Genomic DNA, 20,607 nt, shown 5'->3' with positions numbered 1-20,607 from the left:
GGCTTCTCCTTCGACCGGGCCTGGGACCGGTCGTCGACATCGGCCGCCGCGGGCAGTCTCCTGGCTCCCGGATCAGCGCGACCCGCCGGCCTTCCCACCCGCACGCGGGCAGTGGCCGATCACCGATCCGGGCTCGGCGGACACCTGACCCGGGCGGGTCGCTCCCCGGTCACAGTCGCTCAGGCGGCCCCGGGTTCGCACCGGAGTTCCTGGCACCGCGTCGGTGGGCCGTTCCAGTGTCCCCGACGGACCGGAGCCGGCCGACCATCGGCCGGCCGGCGGGCGACCAGCGGGCGGTCGGCGCGGTCAACGCCCGGCCGGCACCAGGCCCCGCACCAGGTCCCGCGTCCGCTGCCGCAGCAGGGTCGCGGTGTGATGCATGGTGTTCCGGCCGGGGAACGCCGACACCAGGTCGCCGACCAGGTCGAACGCGGCGCACACGTCCGGGTCGTGCAGGTCCGCCCGCCCGGCCACCGCCACCACCGGCACCCCGGCGGCGCGGGCCAGGTCGGCCACCGCCTTGGGACCCTTGCCGGTCACCGTCTGCCGGTCCAGCGAGCCCTCGCCGGTGAGCACCAGGTCGGCCGTGGCCACCGCCGTGGGCAGGCCGACCAGGTCGAGCAGCAGGTCGGCACCGGAGACCAGCTCGGCGTCGCACACCGCCAGCAGCCCGGCGGCCAGCCCGCCGGCCGCGCCGGCGCCCGGTACGTCGCTGACGTCTCGGCCGAACACCCCGGCCAGCACCCGTGCCCAGGTCCGCAGGGCGTCGTCCAGCACGGCCACCGCGGCCGGATCGGCGCCCTTCTGCGGACCGAACACGGCGGCGGCGCCGGCTGGGCCGACCAGCGGCGCGGTGACGTCGCAGGCGGCCAGCACCCGGACGCCGTCCAGCCCGGACCGGTCGGCGGCGGCCGGTCGGGTCAGTCCGGCCACCGCAGCGAGCGCCCGCCCGCCGGGTGGGACCGGTCGGCCGTCGGCGTCCACCGGGACCCAGCCGAGCGCGGACGCCATCCCGGCGCCGCCGTCGGTGGTGGCCGACCCGCCCAGCCCGACCACCACGGTCCGGGCGCCGGTGCCCACCGCCGCCCGGATCAGTTCGCCGACGCCCAAGGTGCTGGCCCGGGTGGCCGTACCGGGGCCGGGGCGGGGAACCAGGGTCAGCCCGCAGGCCTGGGCGCTCTCGACGTAGGCGGTGTCGCCGCGCACGGCGATGGCGGCCTCGACCGGATCCCCCAAAGGACCGGTGACCCGAACCGGCACCGCCGTGGCCCCGCTGACCAGCAGCGCCTCCAGCGTGCCCTCCCCGCCGTCGGCGATCGGCACCAGGTCGACGAGCACCTCGACCGGGGCGAACGCGTCCCGGACGCCCGCCGCCATCGCCTCCGCCGCCTCCGTCGCGGTGAGACTGCCGCGGAACTTGTCGGGTGCGATCACCACCCGGACCGGCCGGTCGTCCGGAGCTGAGTTGCCGGTCGTGCTGATCGCCACTGCCACCTCACCGTCGAGTCGGGCCACGCCCGTCCTGTCGACGCGACCGGGCCCTCCGCCGCGCCGCGCCCGGCCATCCTCGTCGTCACGCCCGCCCGGCACCACGCCCGGCCGTCGCTCCGGTCGTGCCCGTTCGGCATCACCCGGACCCGGATGGGCATCACCACGACGGTCGGAGCGGCGCGGCGTTCGGGGGAGACTGCAGGCGACCCGACGGTGCGTCCACCGCGGGCGACCGACAGGGAGGCGCCATGACCAGCTGGACTGCGCAGCCCCGCATCGGCGCCGGCACCACCTCCCCGGACCGCGTCCCGGACCGCATCCCGGACGGCGCGCTCGACCTGGCCGCTCCGCTGTCCCCCGAGCTCGAGGCGGCCGCTCAGCGGTTCGCCGCGGCGCTGCACCCGGCCCGGTCCGTGGCGGTGGCGTTCTCCGGAGGCGTGGACTCGTCGGTGACCGTGGCGCTGGCCGTCCGGGCGCTGGGCGCCGACCGGGTCGTCGCAGTGCTCGGCGTCAGCGCGAGTCTGGCGTCCACGGAGCGGGTCTCGGCCCACGACACCGCGGCCGCGCTGGGCGTGCGGCTGCTCGAAGTGACCACCCGGGAACTGCAGGACCCCGCGTACGTGGCCAACGACGGCGACCGCTGCTACTTCTGCAAGCACGAGCTGTACACCACGGTGGTCTCCGAGGTGCTCGTCGGAGCGAAGTCGGAGGCGATGTCGGAGGCGATGTCCGAGGCGCTGGCCCGGGAGGGCATCGACCTGCTGGTCAACGGCGACACCGCCGACGACGTCGTGCGCGCTGACCGGCCCGGCCGTCGAGCCGCGGCGGAGCACGGCGTCCGTTCCCCGCTGGCCGACGCCGGGATGGGCAAGCAGCAGGTCCGCGGCACGGCCCGGGCGCTCGGCCTGCCGGTGTGGGACAAGCCGTCCTCGCCCTGCCTGGCCAGCCGGCTGGGCACCCGGATCCCGGTCACCCTGGGGCGGCTCGCCCAGGTGGAACGGGCTGAGGCGGCCCTGCACCGACTGGGTCTGCGGGAGCTGCGGGTGCGACACCTCGGCGGGACCGCCCGGGTCGAGCTGGCCCCGGCCGGACACGCGGCGCTGATCGACCCCGGGCTGCACACCGCGGTGCTGGACGCCGTCCGGGACGCCGGGTACGCGACCGTCGAGATCGATCCCCGACCGCTGGTGCGGGACTGAAGCGCCGTCCTGACGGCTGGACCCCGGATGACGTTGGATGAGAAGGACGACCGCCTGATGCCACACACCCGCTCCGTCGAACTCGCCTACGGCGACGACGGTCTCGTCGTCGAGCTGCCGGCCGACCGCACCACGGTGGTGGAACCGGTCTTCGTGGAGGGTGCGCCCGACCCGATGGCGGAGCTGCGCCGGGCCCTGCGCGAGCCGGTGGCCGGTCCGCCGCTCCGGGAACGGCTGCGGGCCCGCGGTGGTCGGCCCACCGTGGCCATCTCCATGTGCGACGCGACCCGGCCGCAACCGCGCGACCTGATGATCCCCGCGCTGCTCGAGGAGTTCGACGGGCTGGTCGATCTGGACGACGTGGTCGTCCTGGTGGCCACCGGGACGCACCGCGGCAACACCGAGGCCGAACTGCGGGCGATGCTGCCCGCCGAGGTGCTGGACGCCGTGCGGGTGGTGAACCACGACGCGCGGGACCCGTCCACCCTGACCTGGATGGGCGAGCACGGCGACGGCGTCCCGGTGTGGCTGAACGCCGAGTGGGCTGCGGCCGACATCCGGATCACCACCGGTTTCGTGGAACCGCACTTCTTCGCGGGGTTCTCGGGCGGACCCAAGCTGGTCGCCCCGGGGCTGGCCGCGCTGGAGACGGTGCTGACCCTGCACGACGCCCGCCGCATCGGCCACCCGGACGCCCGCTGGGGCGTGTGCGTCGGCAACCCGGTGCACGACGACGTGCGGGCCATCGCCGCCGCCACCGGCGTCGACTACTCGCTCGACGTGCTGCTGAACCGGGGCAAGCAGGTCATCGCCGCATTCGGCGGCGACCTGCTGCCCATGCACGAGCAGGCCCGGGAGCGCTCCCGGGAACTGAGCATGCGCCCGGTCGAGGCCCCGTTCGACGTCACGGTGACGACCAACTCCGGGTTCCCCCTGGACCAGAACCTGTACCAGGCAGTCAAGGGCATGTCGGCGGCCGCCACCGTGACCCGGCCGGGCGGCGCCATCGTCTGCGCCGCGGAGTGCCGGGACGGCTTCCCCGACCACGGCTCCTACCGCGAGGTGCTGTCCTCGGCGCCGTCCCCGGCCGCCCTGCTGGCCGAGATCGAGGCCCGGTCCGAGACCATCCCCGACCAGTGGCAGGTGCAGATGCAGGCCAAGGTGCAGGTGCACGCCCGGGTCGGGGTGCACTCGGCGTTCCTGGGTGACGACGACCTGCGCTCGGCGCACCTCGAGCCGGTGCCCGACATCGCTGACTGGGTGGGCCGGGCGCTGGACGACGCGGGGCCGGACGCGCGGGTGTGCGTGTTGCCCGAGGGACCGCAGACCATTCCGTACGTGACGGGCTGACCGCCGGACCGCCCGGGCGGGACAGTCAGCGGGCCGTCAGCGGGCAGTCAGCGGGGCCGTCTGCCGGGCGATGCGGGCGGCCACGACCGCGCCGCCGTACCCGTTGTCGATGTTGACCACACTGACGCCGGGGGCGCAGGCGTTCAGCATGGTCAGCAGCGCGGCCACCCCACCGAAGGCGGCCCCGTAGCCGACGCTGGTCGGCACGGCGACGACGGGCACCCGCACGAGCCCGCCGACGACACTCGGCAGGGCCCCGTCCATCCCGGCGATGACGACGACGGCGTCGGCCTGCTCGATGCGTTCCCGGCGGGCGAGCAGCCGGTGCAGTCCGGCCACGCCGACATCGACGATGAGATCGGCCATGGCGCCGTACACCTCGACGGTGGTCACGCACTCCCGGGCCACCGGGAGGTCGGACGTGCCGGCCACGACGACGGCCACCCTGCCGCGCGGCGTCGGCAGTGGACCCACGGCGATCGTGCCGCCCACCTCGTCGATCGCCGCCCCGGACAGCTCCCGGGCCGCGAGCGTGGTGGTGTCGGTGCCGCACCGGGTGGCCAGCACGGCCCGCTGCGGGTGCAGTTCGTGCAGCCGACGCAGCAGGGTCACGGTCTGCGCAGGCGTCTTGCCCGCGCCGAAGACGACTTCGGGATCGCCGGTGCGGGCCAGCCGGTCGGCGTCCAGCACGGCGAACCCGGGCTCGACCGACTCGGCCGACCTGGTGGAGACGAGCTCCGGTGCTGCGGGTGGTTCGGCAGGAGGCGGGGACGGGGCATCGGGCACGACAGGCAGACCTCCGTCGGGGCGGCAGACCGGCTCCACGCTACGACATCGGCTCCCGTCCCGGAGGCGGGACGGGAGCCGAGGACCGGTCAGATCCAGCGGGGCGCGGCCGGGGCGGGATCGCCGTCCCGCAGCACCGGGCCGGCCGGGCGGCCGGTGGCCCAGCCGAGCAGGTCCGCCCGACGGCCGCGAAGCGTGACCGCGCGTCCGGAGGCCGCCGCGTCGGCCGCGGCGAAGATCTCGCCGCTGTCCGTGGCCTCGAGGACGAACCGCACCTCGCGGCCGTCGGCGTCGCGGCTCGACCAGGTGGTCAGCACGTCGGTCAGCAGCCTGGACGCGACCCGGGCCGGGATGTCGACGAGACGGGCGCCGGTGTCCAGATCGACTGCGTGCAGCCACGTCTCGCGGGTGCGCATCCACACCGTCTCCGAAACCGGCACGATCCGGCCCAACGCGGTGCGGACCGGATGGGTCCATCGGTCGGCGGGCAGGTCCCGCCACGCGACGTCCAGGGCGATGGCGGCGTGGTCGGACAGGTGCCGGAGTGCCCGGCCCGACAGGGTCGCCCCCAACGCGATCTCGGCGGCCCGGGCGGCGGGGTCCGGATACATCGGCGTCTCGATGCCGGTCCCGGCCCAGTCGACCAGCCGGTTGATCCCGCGGGCGTTGTAGCCGACGTGCGCGATGACGTGCGCGCGGGACCAGCCGGGCAGCGCGGACGGCGTGGCCAGTCGGTCGTTGCGCACCTCGTTGAGCGCCCGGCTGAACGAGGCCTGCCCGAGCCGGGCGTCGGCCAGGTCGGCCAACACCCCCGGATCGGTCGCGCGGTCGGTGCGGACGCTCACCGCTCCCGTCCGGCCACGAACGTGCGGTCGAAGGCCAGCCGCTCGATCACCGGGGCGTCGCTGAACCGGAACAGGTCGAGCTGGGTCTCGGCCCGCAGTTCCCACGGTTCCCACGACGGCACGACGACCAGATCCCCGCGGTCGACCTGCCACACCTGGTCGGCCACCACGATCTCGCCGCGGCCGTCGAACACCTGCCACACCGACGATCCGACCTCACGCCGGCTGGCCGTCTGCGTGCCCTCCCGCAGCCGGTGGAACTCGGCCCGCAGCGTGGACATGACGTCGCCGCCGTTGGTCGGGTTGCTGTACCGGATGCCGGCGTGGCCCTGCTCGACGGTGGCCGGGAAGCCCTCGGCCTCCAACTCCAGCTGTGCGGTGAGGGCGCGGTCGGTGTACTCCCACCGGTAGGCGTGGATGGGGGAGTTGACCTGGCTGTCCAGTCCGGACAGCGGCCGCAGCCCCGGATTGGCCCAGAGTCGCTCCGCGCGGGAGACGTCCGGCGTCGAGTAGTCGGTGACCCGCTCGGTGCCGAACTCGAAGAAGCCGACGTCCAGGTGCTCGGCCAGCGGCACGTCCAACCCGTCGATCCAGGCCATGGGGTGGTCGGTCTCGTTGTGGTGCCCGTGGAAGTTCCAGCCCGGGGTGAGCAGGAAGTCGCCGCGGCGCATCGCCACCGGATCACCGTTCACCACGGTCCAGACGCCTTCGCCCTCGACGACGAAGCGGAACGCGTTCTGGCTGTGCCGGTGCTCGGGCGCGGTCTCCCGCGGCCCGAGGTACTGGATTGCCGCCCAGATGGTGGGCGTGGCGTACGGGCGGCCCTTCAGTCCCGGGTTGGCCAGCGCGATGGCTCGTCGCTCCCCGCCGCGACCCACCGGCACCAGGTCACCCGAGCGAGCAGCCAACGGCAGCAGGTCGTTCCACCGCCACACGAACGGGATCGCCTTGGAGCGGGGCACGTCCGTCATCACCTCGCCGAGCTGGGTCCACAGCGGGCTGAGGTGCTGGGCGGCGAAGTCGGTGTACAGCTGCTCGAGCGCCTCGGTCTGCTCGGGCGCCATCACGTTGTGGACGTCCTCGAGCGGGTTCTCGTGCGGGTGGTCGGACGGGCTGGACACCGTGTCGTGCTGCGTCATCGGAGCTCCCCTGGGTGTGGGTCGGTCGGTGGTCTTCGGCTGGTGTGCGGGACGGCCTGGGTCAGACGAGCTTGAAGTGCACCCACTTCTGGCCCTCGGCCAATCCGGCGAGCTGCCGGCCGGCCGACTGCAGGATGATCGGTGACGACGAGATGTGCTGGGTCCCACCGTGGACGTCCCGGTACAACCGCTGCAGCGTGCCCGCGCGCAGCGCGTCGCTGCCGCCGCTGCGGAAGACGAACCCGGCGATCTCGTCCAGCCGCCACGTCGCGTTGCACAGCGCCGCACGGTTGAGCGTCTCCAGCCGGACGGACATGCGATCGCCGGCGTCCATCGAGGCCTCGATCTCCTCCCAGACGTCGTACAGCAGCGCGTGCGCGGACCGCAGCTTGAGCTCGGCGTCGGCGAACTGCTCGTGGAAGGCTGGATTGTCGGCGTTCGAGTTGGGCCGGCTTGCCTTGGCCCGCACCAGGGCGGCCAACTCGTCCAGCAGCCGCCGCCCGATGCCCAGCGCCCACGCGCCGTGGTTGATGCTGGCGAAGTTGCCGATGCCGATGCGGTAGAGGGAGCCGCCGGTCACCGGCTCGGTGCTCAGCGACGGGTAGCTGAAGTCCTTGCGGACGAACAGGCCGTCCAGCCGGTAGTCGATGCTGCCGGTGCCGCGCAGTCCCAGCACGTTCCAGTTGTCGGTGAACTCGACCTGGTCCACCGGGATGATGAAGAACCGGGTGATGCCGGTGGCCGTGTCCACCGCCGCGGTGTGCAGGTGGGTGGCGTGCTTGATGCCGGACGCGAACGACCACTCGCCGCTGACCAGGTACCCGCCGTCGACGGGTTCGGCGCGACCGGCCCGGGTGCCCTGCCCGGCGATGCCCAGGCGGGGCGTGGCGAACAGTTCCTCGGCGGCGTCGCGCTCGAAGAAGGCGCCGGCCAGACCGGTGGACAGGTTCAGGGCCATGGTGACCCAGCCGGTGGACGGATCGGCCTCCGACAGCGTGCGGTAGACGTCCATGAGCTGACGGGGGCGCAACTCGCTGCCGCCCAGGGCGCGCGGGGCCAGCACCCCGATGGCCCCCGCGGCGAACAGGGCGTCCATCACCGGCTCGGCGATGCGGCCCTCGAGGTCGTTCTGCGCTCCGTGGGAGCTCACGAGGTCGGTGAGGCCGGACAGCGTCGCCAGCAGCTCGTCGGCGGTCGGCCCCGCGTTCTCGACGGTGAGCGGCCGTTCGGCGAGCTCGGTCATGGTCAGACTCCAATTCCGTGACGACTTCGATGGCGACGGCAGTGGGATCGACGCTAGTGGGCGGATTCCCGCCACGACAGGGACCGGTGATAGGCATCGGAGCACTGGTGAGGCCGATCGGGCATCGGACCCGTCTTGGCGGCGGTGCATCCGGCCGCGTAGACAGCAGGGACGCACTGCCGCGCACATCCAGATCCTCGTGCCGGCTCATCATCGACCACTGACATCGACCACCGGAGGCGGGCATGAAGGCGCTGGTCTGGCAGGGACCGTACTCGCACGAGATGCAGCAGATCCCGGCACCTTCGGCCGGCGGGAGCGAGATCCTGGTCCGGGTCGGCCTGGTCGGCATCTGCGGATCCGACGTGACGGCACACAAGGGACTCATGGGCATCTCACGCCCGGGAGCCGTCCGTGGCCATGAGTTCGGCGGCACCGTCGAGCATTCCGATGATCCCCGGCTGCCGGTCGGCACCCGGGTCAGCGTCAATCCGGTGCTCAGCTGCGGGCGTTGTGCAGCGTGCGCGGCCGGCCGTCCTCCTGCTCGGCGATCGAGATCATCGGTGTGCACCGGCCCGGCGGCTTCGGCGAGCTGGTCGTCGTTCCGGCCGATCACGTGCACCCGATCCCCGATCAGATGTCCTGGGAAGCCGCCGCTTCCGCGGAGCCGCTGGCGCAGGCCCGGCACGATGTGGAACAGGCCAAGCGGTTCGGGGCGCTGGGGGAGTGTCTGCTCATCGGGGCCGGGTCGATCGGCCTCGCCGTGCTGACCGTGTTGGTGCGCGAGGGGGTGTCGTCCATCACCGTGGTCGATCTGGCCCGGCCGCGGCTGGACGCCGCGCTGGCCGCCGGGGCCACGGCCGTCGCCACCACGGTGGACGACCTGCCGGTGCACGCCTTCGACACCTCCTTCGACGTGGTCGGGGTACCCGCCACCCGGCGGGCGGCCGTCGCGCACACCCGGCACGGTGGCACGGTGGTGGCGGTGGGGCTCGGGGCCGACGAGGGCTCGATCAGCTGGTTCGACGTGGTGCGCCGGGAGATCGCCCTGGTCGGGGCGAACACGTTCACCCCGGACGACTTCGCCGTCGCGCTGGGCTGGCTGGCCGATGGTTCGGTGCGGGCGCCCGCGGTGTCCCGGACGATCCCGGTCGAGCACGGCGGTGCGGTGTTCCAGGGTCTGGCCGAGCGCACCGACGACTTCGTGGGCAAGACGTTCCTGGCCCACTGACCGGCCGGCCCGGGTCCCGGGACGACGACGCCGGCGCGGCCGCCTCGTGAGCGGGCCGCGCCGGCGTGCTGATCACCTCCGACGCCCGGTGTGCGGGTCAGACGTGGTCGTAGATCGGACTGCGCACCTCCCGGGAGATGTGGCAGTCCAACAGCAGGGGGCCGTCCTCGCGGCGCCAGCCGGCCAGCGCCGGAGCCAGGTCCTCGACCCCGTGGATGGCGGCGGCCTGGGCTCCCATCCCGGCCCCCAGCGCGGCCAGATCGGCGTACCCGAAGACGGCCTGGTCCGGCGGGACGCCCCAGTCCTTCATGTGGGCAAGTTCGGATCCCGCGGCGCCGTCATTCATGCAGACGACGACCAGCGGCGTGCGTTCCCGTACCGCCGTCTCCAGATCGCCCAGGGTCAGGTACAGCCCGCAGTCGCCGATGAACAGCACGCTCTGCGTGTGCGGGTCGGCCACCGCCCCGGCGTAGGAGGCCGCGAGCGAACTGCCCACGGCGCCGAAGTCGGGCATCCAGATCAGCGACCGCGGGGCCCGGTGCTGGAGCCAGAGCATCGGGAACGCCCCGAAGTGCCCGTTGTCGACGAAGATCCGCCGATCGGCGGGCAGCACCCGGTCGAGTTCCACCGCCAGCGCCCGCGGATCGATCCGCCCGGGCGTGGACACGTCACCGACGACCGGCTCCGGCGGCAGCGGCGGCAGCAGGACCGGTGTCCGGCCGCGCCGCTCGAACTCGGCGACCAGTGCCTCGGTGGCGACGCGGGCGTCACCGGTGATCGACACCGTGCGTGCGGCCGACCGGGCCGGCGCGGGATCGGTGTCGATCCGCACGACGGTCCGGCCCCGGGTGAACTCGCCCTTGCGCGTCTGGAACAGGTTCAGCGAGGCCCCGATCGCGACGATGCAGTCGGCCTCCTGCACCAGGCGCTCGGTCGCACCGATGGAGAAGCCACCGAACGGACCCGCCGCGGCGGGATGCCCGCCCAGGATGCCCGCCGCCGGCACCGTGGTGGTGACCCGGGCGCCGAGCAGCTCGGCCAGGCGGGCCACCGGCCCGTCGACGCCGCCGGCTCCGGCCGCCACCGCCCCGAGACCGGCCAGCAGCACCACGTGCTCGGCGGCGTCGATGGCGTCGGCCGCCGCGTTGACCTCGTCGGCCGGGACCGGCACCGCCGGGACCGTCGCCGCTGGTTCCGGCGGTGCCGCGGGACCGGCCGGCAGCCGATCCAGCCCGGCCGGCATCACGAACACGATGGGACGGGACTCGGCGACCGCGCGGGCGGCCGCCTCCCGCAGCTGCTGCGCCGCATCGGAGCCGGTGGCCCGGACCGTCGCGATGCCGATGGGCGCCAGCAGCAGTTCGGGGGCCAGCGCCTGGACACCGCCGGCGAAGGGGAATCGTTCGGGATCCAGGTTGGACGTGTCGCTCACCAGCAGGACCATCGGCACCCGACCCCGGTCGGCGGTCAGCAGCGCGGTGATCGTGTTGGTGAAGCCGGGGCCCTGGGTGACGGTGCACCAGCCGAGCCGGCCGGTCGCCCGGGCGTACCCGTCGGCCGCTCCGACGGCGCCGTTCTCGTGCCGCAGGTGGTGCACCGGGACGCCGTGCCGGATGTCCAGATGATGGATGAGCCAGAGATTCCCGGCGCCCATCAGGGTGAACAGGTGCTCGCAGCCGAGCTCGACGAGGACGTCGGCGAGCTCCTCGGTGCAGGTCCGCGCGGTGGCGGTCGTCCGGGCCGCGCTGCTGGTGGCGGTCACGCGCCGTGCGGCATGACGAGGTCCAGCAGGTGCCGGCGCAACTCCAGGAACTCGTCGCTGGCCCGGGTGGCGACCTGGTCGCGGTCCTGGCCGAGCGGCACGTCGACGACCTCGCGGACCTTGGACGGCGACCCGGACAGCACCACGATGCGGTCCGACAGGTAGATGGCCTCGTCGATGTCGTGGGTGACCAGCACGACGGTGATGCCCAGGTCGCGGCGAACCTTGAGGATGAGATCCTCCAGGTCGAAGCGGGTCTGGGCGTCGACCGAGGCGAACGGTTCGTCCATCAGCAGCAGGTCCGGGTGGTAGGACAGCGCGCGGGCGATGGCCACCCGCTGCTGCATGCCGCCCGAGAGCTCCCACGGGTACTGCTGCTCGACGTGCGGCAGGCCGACCTCGGCCAGCACCTCGCTGACCCGCCGGGCCCGCTCCGCCTTCGGGACGCCCCGGGCGGCCAGCGGCAGCCCGACGTTCTTGGCGTTGGTGAACCAGTGGTACAGCGAGCGCCCGTAGTCCTGGAACACCAGGCCGAGCTGGTCGGGGACGCTGGTCAGTGGGGTGCCCTCGAACGCGAGCCGGCCTGAGCTGGCCTGGGCCAGGCCCGAGATACAGCGCAGCAGCGTCGTCTTCCCGGCGCCGGACGGCCCGACGATGCAGACGAACTCGCCCTTGTCGACCGAGAAACTGACGTCGTCGATCGCCATCTTGGCGTGCGGCTTGCCCTCGTTGTAGATCTTGCGCAGGTGCTCGACGTCCAGCACCGGGGTGCCGGCCGGGAGCGTCCGCCCGGTCGACGGCCCGGCCGACGCGGAGGTCACGGTCGCGTTCGTCATCGCTGCGTTCTCCGGCTCAGTAGGCGGGTTCTGGGAGTGCGGGGCGGTGCTGCCCGGGCGGGGATCGGTGAGGTCGCTGGTGTTCACGAGTTCCCCGGCGCGCGGGAGCGGTGGTACCAGGCCAACGCGCGTCGCTCGATCGCCACGAACAGGAAGTTGGCGACCATGCCGATGATCACCAGCGTGAGGATCCCGGTCCACATCTTGGTCACCGCGAACACGGTCTGGGCCTGCAGGATGAAGTAGCCGATGCCCTCCCGCGCGGCGACCATCTCGGTGACCACCATCAGGATGATCGACACCTGCAGGCTCGCCCGCAGACCCGCCGCCATCTGGGGAGCGGCGGCCGGCAGCACCAGCGAGAACAGCGTGCGGGTCGGGCTCAGCCGCATCGCCTTGGCCGCGTCGAACTTGACCTGGTCGATGCCGCGCATGCCGTCCAGGGTGTTCAGCAGCGTCGGCCAGATCGCGCCGAAGGAGATGAGCGCGATCTGCCGCATCTCACCGATGCCGAACAGCGCGATCATCGCCGGCAGCAGCGCGGGTGCCGGCAGCACGTAGAGGAAGTAGATGATCGGGTTGGTCACCCGGCGGGCGGCGGCGAACCGCCACAGCAGGGTGCCGAAGGTGGCGCCGATCAACGAGCCGGCCAGGTAGCCGAACACCAGGTTGCGCAGGCTGGAGACCAGCTGGCCCTTGGCGTCGCCGACGATCCACTGGTCCCACCACTCACCGAGGATCTTGCTCAGCGGTGGGAAGAACGGCGAGGTGCTGGAGGCCGAGAGCACCCACCACAGAGCGAGCAGCACGATCGGCAGCCAGACGGCGACCAGCACGCGCTTGGCGGTGCCGCCGCCGCTGCGGCGACGTCGGCCCGGCGGGGTGGTGGGGGCGATCAGGGCGGCGGCTGCCTCGGCGTCGACGGTCGGCAGTGTCTGCGTCACTTGCGGGCTCCCTGCTCGTTCGCGCGGATGTTCCGCTGCGATTCGTGCCAGTGCATGACCTTGCGCTCGAACAGGAAGAAGGCGCCGGTGAGGATGATGCCGAGCAGGCCGGCGGTCAGGATGTAGGCGTACATGACCGGGTACGCCGACACGCCACCGTTCTGGGCTCGCAGGATGTTGCGGCCGATGCCGGCGGCGCCGCCGACGAGCTCGGAGACCACGGCCAGGATGAGCGCGGAGGCCGAGGCGATCCGCATCCCGGTGGCCAGGTAGGGCGAGGCGCTGGGGATCGTGACGACGAAGAACCGCCGCAGACCCCCGACCCCCAGCGCCTTCGCGGTGTCCAGCACCGTCGGGTCCATCGACCGCACGCCGTAGATGACCTGGATGACCAGCGGCCAGAAGACGCCGAAGGCGATGAGGAAGACCTTCATCTCCAGCGTCGAGCCGAGCACCAGGATGACCAACGGCAGGATGGCGATCGCCGGGATCGCCTTGAAGATCTCGATGACGCTGGCCGCGCTGCGGTAGGCGAAGTCGTTGAACGCCAGCGCCGATCCGATGACGACGGCCAGCACCGACGCGATCACCAGGCCCAGGAACCAGGCCTGCAGGGTGGACAGGACCGAGTCCCAGTAGGCCTCGGTGCCGATGGCATCGCCCAGGGCCCGGACCGTGTCGGTCATGGTCGGGAACTGGTCCCGGGTGAACAGGCCACCGGCGGTCGCCAGCTGCCAGAGCAGCAGGGCGACCACGACCGCGGCGGCCGGCGCGAGCCACCGAAGTGACCGGCGGGTTGCGTTCATCGTGATCCTCTTCGATCAGTGACGTCCGAGACGTGGACGGCTGTCGGCTGTTACTGGTCGCCGCCCTCGAGGGCACCCGGCCACACGAGCTCGTTGACGTCCAGCTCGTCGGTCTGGCCGGCGTACTTCATCAGCAGCTCCTGCGCGGTGGCGAAGCCCTCGACGTTCACGTAGGGGTTGCTGCCGGTGTTCCACTTGGCGGCCTGCGCGGCCTCCTCGGTGATACCCAGGTTCTCGACCAGCGTGGCCTTGGCCTTGTCGACGTTGGCCGTGGCGTACTCCTGCGCCTCGACGGTGGCCTCGGCGAACGCCTTGACGATCGCCTCGTTGCCGTCGATGTAGCTCTGGCTGGTCGTGTACAGACCGACGGCCATGTCCGGGAACGTCTCGACGTTGGGCTTGCCGATGATGGTGGCGCCGCTGGTGACGGCCTCGGCGATGAACGGGGCCTGGACGACGGCGGCGTCGATGTCGCCCGCGGCCAGCGCGGCCGGCATCTGGCCGAACGGCAGCTGGATGAGGTTGATCGAGGTCGGGTCGACACCGGCGTTGGCGGCCATGTCCCAGGCGGCCAGGGTGTTCAGCGACGACAGGCCGATGACGCCGAGCGTCTTGCCGCCCAGGTCGGCGGCCGAGGTGATGCCCGAGTCCGGGCCGGCCACCAGGGCGTTGCCCTCCTCGGGATCCTCCGCCGGCTTCTGCTGGCCCTCGACGGTGCCGACCGCGCGGATCGGGATGTCGTTGAGGTTGGCGTTGATCACGTGCACGACGGTGGCGAAGCCGAAGTCGTACTGACCGCTGGCCACCCCGGAGATGATCGCGGCGACGTCCGTCTGCGGGACGACCTCGACCTCCAGACCGTGCTTGGCATAGATGCCGTCCTGGATGCCCAGGAACAGCGGGGCGGACTGCGCGGAGGGGTTGGTGGCCAGGGTGATCTGGGTCAGCTCACCGGAGCCCGAGTCGCCGGCCGAGCTGCCGGACGATGCCGCACTGCCCCCGTCCGACCCGCCACAGGCGGAGAGCAGCAGGGTGCCGGCGGCCAGGAAGGCTCCGGCCAGCAGTGACTTCTTCGATGACATCATCAAACCCCTTCGTCTGATGTCGGTTCTGTGCGTGGTCACCAGGACGAACTGTCCGGGTGGGGCGATCGCGACCTGGCGCGGGTCCGGGACGGACGCTGCCCGGCAGGCTCGAACGGAGTGGCTCCGATCGGGACGGCCTGGTCGATACCGGGCCCGCCGATGGTTCGGCGGTCCGGGTCCTGCAGCTCTCGGGAGTGGTACGGCGTCGTGGCACTGGGGAACTGCGGCGGCGGGACCGGGGTGGAGCCGGGCGCCGCCCCGGCGTCTGTGAGACGGATCTCGCATCCGGGGGCGTGCACCAGGCTAGCGGTGCAGTGATGCCCCGGAGTGGCCGGAAAGCTATTACGTGATAGCCGTTGGGGTCGCTTCCGGCTGTGCTGCTGCCGGCGCGGCCGGGGCGGGGGCGTGCCGGGCGACCAGCACCCCGCCGTCCACCACGAAGACCGCGCCGGTGATGTGGCTGGCCGCCGGAGAGGCGAGAAGCAGCGCCGTCCCCTCGATCTCGGCCGGATCGGCCATCCGTCCGGACGCGGTGGCGGCGGTCAGCGCGGCCAGCATCGCCCCGTTGTCCGGGTTCCTGGCGCCGATGGGCGTCAGGAACGAGCCGGGCGCCAGCACGTTGACGTTGATCCCGCGCGGGGCCAGTTCGGCCGCGACGTTCTGCGCGAACAGGGTGACCGCGGCCTTGGAGCTCGAGTAGGCGTAGCCGACCAGCGGATCCGGAGCCAGACCGGCCACCGACGAGGTCACGATGATGCGGCCGCCGTCGTTCATCCGGGCCGCGCCGGCGCGCACCGTGGTCAGCGTGCCGGTCAGGTTGACCTCGAGCACGTCCCGCCACCGCTGGTCGTCGACGTCCTCGACCAGGTTGCCGAACCGTCGCCCGAGTCCCGAGGAGATCCCGGCGTTGGCGAACAGGATGTCGAGACCACCGTCCCACTCGGCCGCCTCGGTCATCACCTGGGTGATCACCGCGCGGTCGCGGACGTCGGCCAGCCGGGACCGTACGGCCAGGCCCTCGCCGGCCAGCTCGGCCGTCGCGTCGTCCAGGGTCTCGGCGACGGCGTCGACGAGCAGCACCCGGGCGCCGTTGCGGGCCAGCACCCGGGCGATGGCGAAGCCGAGGCCGCTCGCGGCGCCGGTGACGACGGCGCCCTTGTTGCGGACGTCGAACAGCACCGACGGGGATGACGGGCCGGTCATGGATCAACTCCTTGCGGGATCGCAGGAACGGGGACTGCAGGGTGGGAAGGTGCGCGGAGGAACGGTCCGGGCGAGCAGGTCAGGCCCGGCTCTCCCACGGGCGCATGGCCAGGAAGTTGCTGAGCACAGCGGGTTTGGCGGTGTCGTTCCAGACCAGCCCGATGCGCAGGCGCGGGGCCGCCCCGGTGAGCGGCCGGTACGCGACGCCGCCCTGCGGGGCCAGCTTGGCCGAGGTGGGGGCGAAACAGACGCCCAGGCCGCTGGCCACCAGCCCGATCGCCACCCAGGTCGAGTTCACCTCGTGCGCGACGTGCGGGCTGAACCCGGCCTCCTGGCACATGGTCACGTAGTAGTCGTGCAGTTGCGGCTCGACCCGCCGGTCCACCAGCACGAGGTCCTCCTCGGCCAGGTCGCGGATGTCGACGCTGTCGCGCTCGGCGAGCGGGTGTCCCTCGGGCAGCACCACGGCGACGTCCTGCTGGGAGACCACGGTCGCGGCCAGGTCGTCGCCGAGGTCGACCGGCAACCGCACGAACGCGCAGTGCACGGTGCGGCTGGCCGCCTGGTCGGCGCCCTGCCGGTTGGTCAGCTCGGTGAGACGGACGCGCACGTCCGGGTACTCGCGCCGGTACCGGCGCAGGGCGCGTGGCAGCAGGTCGGCCAACGCCGGCTGGATGAAGCCGATGGTGAGCGCGCCGACCTCGCCCCTGCTCACCGCCACGGCGCGGGCCTTGGCCCCATCGGCGCGGGCCAGGACCGCGTGCGCCTCCTCCAGGAACGTCTTACCGGCCTCGGTGAGGCTGACGTGACGGCGGTCGCGCTCCAGCAACTGCAACCCGAGTTCGGCCTCCAGGGCCCGGATCTGCTTGCTGAGCGCCGGCTGCACCATGTGCAGGTTCTCCGCCGCCTTGCGGAAGTGCAGCGCTTCGGCGACGGCGACGAAGTAGCGGAGGTGTCGGAGCTCCATCAGGCCGGCCCGGACTGGGTGAGGACGGAGGAGTCGGTCGAGACCGGGCTCCGACCATCAGGGAGCGAGACCGGGCTCCGACCATCGAGGAAGGACCGGCTCAGGAACTCCTCGGGACGCTCCACGTGCGGGAGATGCCCGGCTCGGTCGATGATCTGGACGTCGGCCGTCGGGAACACCGCTGACCAGGCCGTCGCGTAGCTCACCGGGATGACGCCGTCCTGGGCGCCCCAGAACACCTGCACCGGTACGGAGATCACCCGAGCGCGATCCGGCAGCGACGGGTCGTGCATGTACGGATCGGCGGCGATGCGGCGGGCCGTCTCCCGGCTGCGCTGCAGTCGCCGACTCACCACCGCGTCCGGCGGTGCCGTCCGGGCCGCCTCGCGCCGCTGCTCGTCGTGCACGGTCAGCCGCAGCATCGTGGCCGGGTCGGTCGCGAAGATGTCCGGGGCGCTGCCGTCCCCGGCGAGGCCGGCGGCATCGATGAGGGTCAGGGAGCGCACCCGGTCACCGGCCAGCAGCGCCAGCTCGACGGCGACCCAGCCGCCCAGTGAGCAGCCGATGAGATCGAACTCCTGCACGACGAGCCGGTCGAGCACCGCGAGCTGCAGCGACGCCAGCTCGCGCACGGAATTGACTGCCGCGTCGTCGCTCTCGACGAACCCGGGATGATCGGGGCGCAGCACCCGGTGGTCGGCGGCCAGCGATGCCAGCGCGGGCAGCAGCTCACCCTGGTCGCCGACGCCGTGCAGGTAGACCACGACCGGGCCGGAGCCCGCCTCGACGACCCGGACGGCGCCGTGGGGCAGCGCGACGAACTCAGTGGTGGTGGGCGGCACGGTGCTCCTTCGCAGGCCTGGACGACACCACCGTAGGCGCGCCGACGATCGCCGCACCAATGCAGCGATGCCGGGATGTGATTCCTTGACGGTATCACCGGCGTCCTTTTCGGGCTTGGAGTTCCGGTGTGCCCCGTCGCTAGCGTGCTCGCATCGGCATCGACGCCGTCGGCGCCCCCGCCGATGGCTCGACGAGGCGTGAGGGAGCGCAATGAAACTCGCCCTGTTCGACGGCAACCGCTTGGGTGTCGTCGTCGACGACGACCACTCGATCGTGGACGTCTCCGAGGTGGTGGACACCTCGGACCGTGATCCGCTCACGGCCGGGTGGTGGCGCGCGCTGTGCCGCGACTGGGCCGACCTGCGTGAGCGGGTCGCGGGTCTCGCGGCGGAGGGCACCCGCATCCCGGTGGACCAGGTGCGTTTGGACGCACCGGCTCTGGCGCCGAGCAAGGTGCTGGCCGCGGCCAGCAACTACCGCGCGCACGTGCAGGAGATGCACGACGTGCAGGAGCGCACCCTGGGCACCGTGCACTCCTGGATGATGGAGTTCGACGTCTTCCTGAAGTCGCCGTCCTCGCTCACCGCGCCGGCGGGGCCGATCGTGCTGCCGGCCGAGGTGGTCTCGGCCGGTCAGGAGATCCACCACGAGTCCGAGCTGGTCATCGTCGTCGGCGCCGGGGGCAAGGACATCCCCGAGTCCGAGGCGCTGGGTGCGGTGTTCGGCTTCACCGCCGGGCTCGACATCACGGTGCGGAGCCCCGCGGACCGCTCCCGGCGCAAGAGCTACGACACCTTCAGCCCACTGGGGCCGTGGATCCGGATCCGGGACGACGACTTCGACGGCAACGATCTCGACATCACGCTGACCGTGGACGGTCAGGTCCGGCAGTCGGTGAACACCACGGACCTCATCACCCCGGTCGCCCGGATCGTCTCCTACGCCTCGTCGATCATGACGCTGCACCCGGGCGATCTGATCTTCACCGGCGCGCCTCCGGGGGTCGGTCCGATCAACGCGGGGGAGACGCTGGTGACCACCATCTCCGGCATCGGCACCATGACCACCGCGGTGGCATGACCACCGCACGAACGAACGGTCGTTCGTCTGGTGTTCGTCGACATCAGTTGCTGGACGGGCAGATCGTCGTGATCACCGGTGCGAACAGCGGTATCGGTCGGGCCACGGCAGTGCGGGCGGCGGAGGAGGGGGCCGCGGCCGTGATCGTCGCCGCGCCGTCGTTGACCGCGCGCGAGGGTGGCGCGCCCACCACCGAACTGGTCGAGCAAGCCGGTGCCACGGCCCGCTTCGTGCCGACCGACGTGCGGGACCCGGCGGCGTTCGACGCCGTGGTGGCCGCGGCCGACGAGTTCGGTGGCATGGACACGCTGGCCAACGTGGCCGGCATCAGCGACCGGGTCGACCTGCTCGAGATCGACCTGGAGCGACTGCGCCGGGTGATGAGCGTGAACTTCGAGGGCACGTTCCTCGGGTCGCAGGCGGCGGCGCGGTCGATGATCCGTACCGGCAAGCACGGCTCGATCATCAACGTCTCGTCCGTGGGCGGGATGCGTGGGTTCGCGCACGCCTCGACGTACTCGGCGTCCAAGGGTGCGGTGCGGGCGTTCACCTACGCGCTGGCCGATGCGGTCGCCCCCCACGGCATCCGGGCCAACGTGGTGCATCCCGGCCAGGTCGACACCGAGATGCTCCGGGTGGAGATGGGCGGTGGATCGCCGATCCGCATCCCGCTCGGCCGCAAGGGCCGTCCGCACGAGATCGCGGACACGATCGTCTGGCTGGCCAGCGACCTGTCCAGCTACGTCAACGGTGCCTCGATCGTGGTCGACGGTGGCTACTCCGCCGTCATCTGAGCGCGTTGCACCGTCTTCCTCCTGTCTCCCGGTCCGATCGGACCACGTCCTGGAAGGACCTCATGCGTTACACCAGTTACCGGCACGACGGCGTCGATCGGGTCGGCGAGCGACGCGGGGACCGGCTGGTCCCGCTCGACGGCGTCACCGACCTCGGGCCGTCGACCACGACCAGCCGGCTGGCCGCCGCCACCCGGCTGGAGGACCAGGCTGTGGACGTCGCCGCGGTGACGCTGCGCCCGGCCGTGACGGGCGCCCAGAAGATCATCTGCGTCGGGCTGAACTACAAGGCGCACATCGACGAGTCGGGCCGCAAGGACTCCGACTACCCGGTGCTGTTCACCAAGTTCCCGGGCAGTCTGCTGGGTCCGGACGACGACGTGGTGCTGCCGCCCGAGGCCGGATTCCTGGACTGGGAGGGCGAGCTGGCCGTCGTCATCGGCGAGGCCGGACGGCGCATCCCGGAGTCCGCCGCGCTGGACCACGTGCTCGGACTCAGCGTGGCCAACGACATCACGCTGCGGGACTACCAGTACCGCACCCACCAGTGGCTGCAGGGCAAGGCGTGGGACGACACCACCCCGCTCGGCCCGGACGTCGTCACCCTGGACGAGGCCTCGGCCACCTCGGGCCGCATCACCACCACGGTGAACGGCGCCGTCGAGCAGGATTCCGACCTGGCGCACTTCGTCTTCCCGGTGGCCCACCTGGTGTCGGTCATCTCCGAGTTCACCCGGCTGCTGCCCGGGGACGTCATCCTCACCGGCACCCCCGGTGGGGTCGGCTACCGGCGGGAGCCGCAGCTGGCCCTGCACGACGGTGACGTGGTGACCGTGACGATCGAGGGCGTCGGCGCCATCACCAACACCGTCCGCGCGGAGGCGCCGACCGGCTGAGCCGATCACCCAGCCCGCGTGCGTGGCGCGGACCGGCATCATGGCCGGGTGCCTGCGCCCATCCCGACCACACCGGTTCCCGCGACCGGAGCCCCGGCGTCGGGTCC

Annotated in this window: 19 protein-coding genes, 1 pseudogene and 1 riboswitch; of the genes and pseudogenes, 7 read left to right on the top strand and 13 right to left on the bottom strand. The window is 72.4% G+C overall.

Annotated elements, in window-relative coordinates; all coding sequences use genetic code 11:
- Nucleotides 1–53: 53 nt before the first annotated feature.
- A riboswitch (cobalamin riboswitch) is annotated at nucleotides 54–212 on the bottom strand.
- A gap of 94 nt (nucleotides 213–306) precedes the next feature.
- Nucleotides 307–1,515: a glycerate kinase gene (locus JL106_RS12715; RefSeq protein WP_328842256.1), complete on the bottom strand. Its 1,209-nt coding sequence runs from the start codon at nucleotides 1,513–1,515 to the stop codon at nucleotides 307–309.
- A gap of 224 nt (nucleotides 1,516–1,739) precedes the next feature.
- Between JL106_RS12715 and JL106_RS12710 the strand changes: the two genes are divergently transcribed.
- Both JL106_RS12710 and larA read left to right on the top strand, forming a co-directional pair.
- A complete protein-coding gene (locus JL106_RS12710; protein ID WP_205261094.1) occupies nucleotides 1,740–2,690 on the top strand; it encodes an ATP-dependent sacrificial sulfur transferase LarE in 951 nt (316 codons plus the stop codon).
- A 27-nt stretch (nucleotides 2,691–2,717) separates the two neighbouring features.
- The gene (gene larA / locus JL106_RS12705) at nucleotides 2,718–4,040 is read left to right on the top strand and encodes a nickel-dependent lactate racemase (RefSeq protein ID WP_205261093.1); all 1,323 of its coding nucleotides are present in this window, start codon (nucleotides 2,718–2,720) and stop codon (nucleotides 4,038–4,040) included.
- Nucleotides 4,041–4,076: 36 nt separating this feature from the next.
- On the opposite strand, the gene larB is transcribed toward larA, so the two are convergent.
- The 4 genes from larB to JL106_RS12685 all read right to left on the bottom strand — a co-directional run bounded on the left by larB (nucleotide 4,077) and on the right by JL106_RS12685 (nucleotide 8,053).
- Nucleotides 4,077–4,826, bottom strand: a complete 750-nt coding sequence (gene larB, locus JL106_RS12700; RefSeq protein ID WP_205261092.1) for a nickel pincer cofactor biosynthesis protein LarB — start codon at nucleotides 4,824–4,826, stop codon at nucleotides 4,077–4,079.
- Nucleotides 4,827–4,915: 89 nt separating this feature from the next.
- The gene (locus tag JL106_RS12695; protein ID WP_205261091.1) at nucleotides 4,916–5,671 is read right to left on the bottom strand and encodes a maleylpyruvate isomerase family mycothiol-dependent enzyme; all 756 of its coding nucleotides are present in this window, start codon (nucleotides 5,669–5,671) and stop codon (nucleotides 4,916–4,918) included.
- On the bottom strand, nucleotides 5,668–6,735 hold the full coding sequence (locus JL106_RS12690) for a cupin domain-containing protein (protein ID WP_407940161.1): 1,068 nt from the start codon (nucleotides 6,733–6,735) through the stop codon (nucleotides 5,668–5,670). The genes JL106_RS12695 and JL106_RS12690 overlap by 4 nt, the downstream gene beginning before the upstream one ends.
- Nucleotides 6,736–6,871: 136 nt before the next feature.
- Nucleotides 6,872–8,053 (bottom strand): acyl-CoA dehydrogenase family protein, encoded by a 1,182-nt coding sequence (locus tag JL106_RS12685; protein ID WP_205261089.1) that lies wholly within the window; start codon nucleotides 8,051–8,053, stop codon nucleotides 6,872–6,874.
- Nucleotides 8,054–8,298: 245 nt separating this feature from the next.
- On the opposite strand from JL106_RS12685, the pseudogene JL106_RS22550 reads away from it, so the two are divergent.
- Both JL106_RS22550 and JL106_RS12675 read left to right on the top strand, forming a co-directional pair.
- Nucleotides 8,299–8,541, top strand: a pseudogene (locus JL106_RS22550) (alcohol dehydrogenase catalytic domain-containing protein); the annotation flags it as partial.
- Nucleotides 8,542–8,573: 32 nt separating this feature from the next.
- A complete protein-coding gene (locus tag JL106_RS12675) occupies nucleotides 8,574–9,284 on the top strand; it encodes a zinc-binding dehydrogenase (RefSeq protein ID WP_328842358.1) in 711 nt (236 codons plus the stop codon).
- A 97-nt stretch (nucleotides 9,285–9,381) separates the two neighbouring features.
- On the opposite strand, the gene JL106_RS22075 is transcribed toward JL106_RS12675, so the two are convergent.
- From JL106_RS22075 to JL106_RS12635, 8 genes are all read right to left on the bottom strand, one after another.
- Nucleotides 9,382–11,046: a thiamine pyrophosphate-binding protein gene (locus tag JL106_RS22075; protein WP_205261086.1), complete on the bottom strand. Its 1,665-nt coding sequence runs from the start codon at nucleotides 11,044–11,046 to the stop codon at nucleotides 9,382–9,384.
- Nucleotides 11,043–11,882 carry an ABC transporter ATP-binding protein gene (locus JL106_RS12665; RefSeq protein WP_205261085.1) on the bottom strand — a complete coding sequence of 280 codons (840 nt, stop codon included), beginning with the start codon at nucleotides 11,880–11,882 and terminating at the stop codon, nucleotides 11,043–11,045. The genes JL106_RS22075 and JL106_RS12665 overlap by 4 nt, the downstream gene beginning before the upstream one ends.
- A gap of 83 nt (nucleotides 11,883–11,965) precedes the next feature.
- Entirely contained in the window at nucleotides 11,966–12,826 is an 861-nt protein-coding gene (locus JL106_RS22070) for an ABC transporter permease (protein ID WP_205261084.1), read from the bottom strand.
- Nucleotides 12,823–13,632 carry an ABC transporter permease gene (locus tag JL106_RS12655; protein ID WP_205261083.1) on the bottom strand — a complete coding sequence of 270 codons (810 nt, stop codon included), beginning with the start codon at nucleotides 13,630–13,632 and terminating at the stop codon, nucleotides 12,823–12,825. Before JL106_RS12655 ends, JL106_RS22070 begins: the two co-directional genes overlap by 4 nt.
- 50 nt (nucleotides 13,633–13,682) lie before the next feature.
- Entirely contained in the window at nucleotides 13,683–14,714 is a 1,032-nt protein-coding gene (locus JL106_RS12650) for an ABC transporter substrate-binding protein (protein ID WP_205261082.1), read from the bottom strand.
- A gap of 345 nt (nucleotides 14,715–15,059) precedes the next feature.
- Nucleotides 15,060–15,920: an SDR family NAD(P)-dependent oxidoreductase gene (locus JL106_RS12645; RefSeq protein ID WP_205261081.1), complete on the bottom strand. Its 861-nt coding sequence runs from the start codon at nucleotides 15,918–15,920 to the stop codon at nucleotides 15,060–15,062.
- A gap of 79 nt (nucleotides 15,921–15,999) precedes the next feature.
- Nucleotides 16,000–16,887, bottom strand: a complete 888-nt coding sequence (locus JL106_RS12640; protein ID WP_205261080.1) for a LysR substrate-binding domain-containing protein — start codon at nucleotides 16,885–16,887, stop codon at nucleotides 16,000–16,002.
- A complete protein-coding gene (locus JL106_RS12635) occupies nucleotides 16,887–17,729 on the bottom strand; it encodes an alpha/beta fold hydrolase (RefSeq protein WP_205261079.1) in 843 nt (280 codons plus the stop codon). The genes JL106_RS12640 and JL106_RS12635 overlap by 1 nt, the downstream gene beginning before the upstream one ends.
- 211 nt (nucleotides 17,730–17,940) lie before the next feature.
- Between JL106_RS12635 and JL106_RS12630 the strand changes: the two genes are divergently transcribed.
- From JL106_RS12630 to JL106_RS12620, 3 genes are all read left to right on the top strand, one after another.
- A complete protein-coding gene (locus tag JL106_RS12630) occupies nucleotides 17,941–18,810 on the top strand; it encodes a fumarylacetoacetate hydrolase family protein (RefSeq protein ID WP_205261078.1) in 870 nt (289 codons plus the stop codon).
- A 68-nt stretch (nucleotides 18,811–18,878) separates the two neighbouring features.
- Nucleotides 18,879–19,604: an SDR family NAD(P)-dependent oxidoreductase gene (locus tag JL106_RS12625; protein ID WP_205261077.1), complete on the top strand. Its 726-nt coding sequence runs from the start codon at nucleotides 18,879–18,881 to the stop codon at nucleotides 19,602–19,604.
- A 62-nt stretch (nucleotides 19,605–19,666) separates the two neighbouring features.
- On the top strand, nucleotides 19,667–20,500 hold the full coding sequence (locus JL106_RS12620) for a fumarylacetoacetate hydrolase family protein (RefSeq protein WP_205261076.1): 834 nt from the start codon (nucleotides 19,667–19,669) through the stop codon (nucleotides 20,498–20,500).
- Nucleotides 20,501–20,607 lie beyond the last annotated feature (107 nt).

Origin of the sequence: Nakamurella leprariae (genome assembly GCF_016918035.1) — a bacterium.
GTDB lineage: Bacteria > Actinomycetota > Actinomycetes > Mycobacteriales > Nakamurellaceae > Nakamurella > Nakamurella leprariae.
Note: the sequence above shows the minus strand (reverse complement) of the source record. Positions and strands in the feature narration are given on the sequence as shown.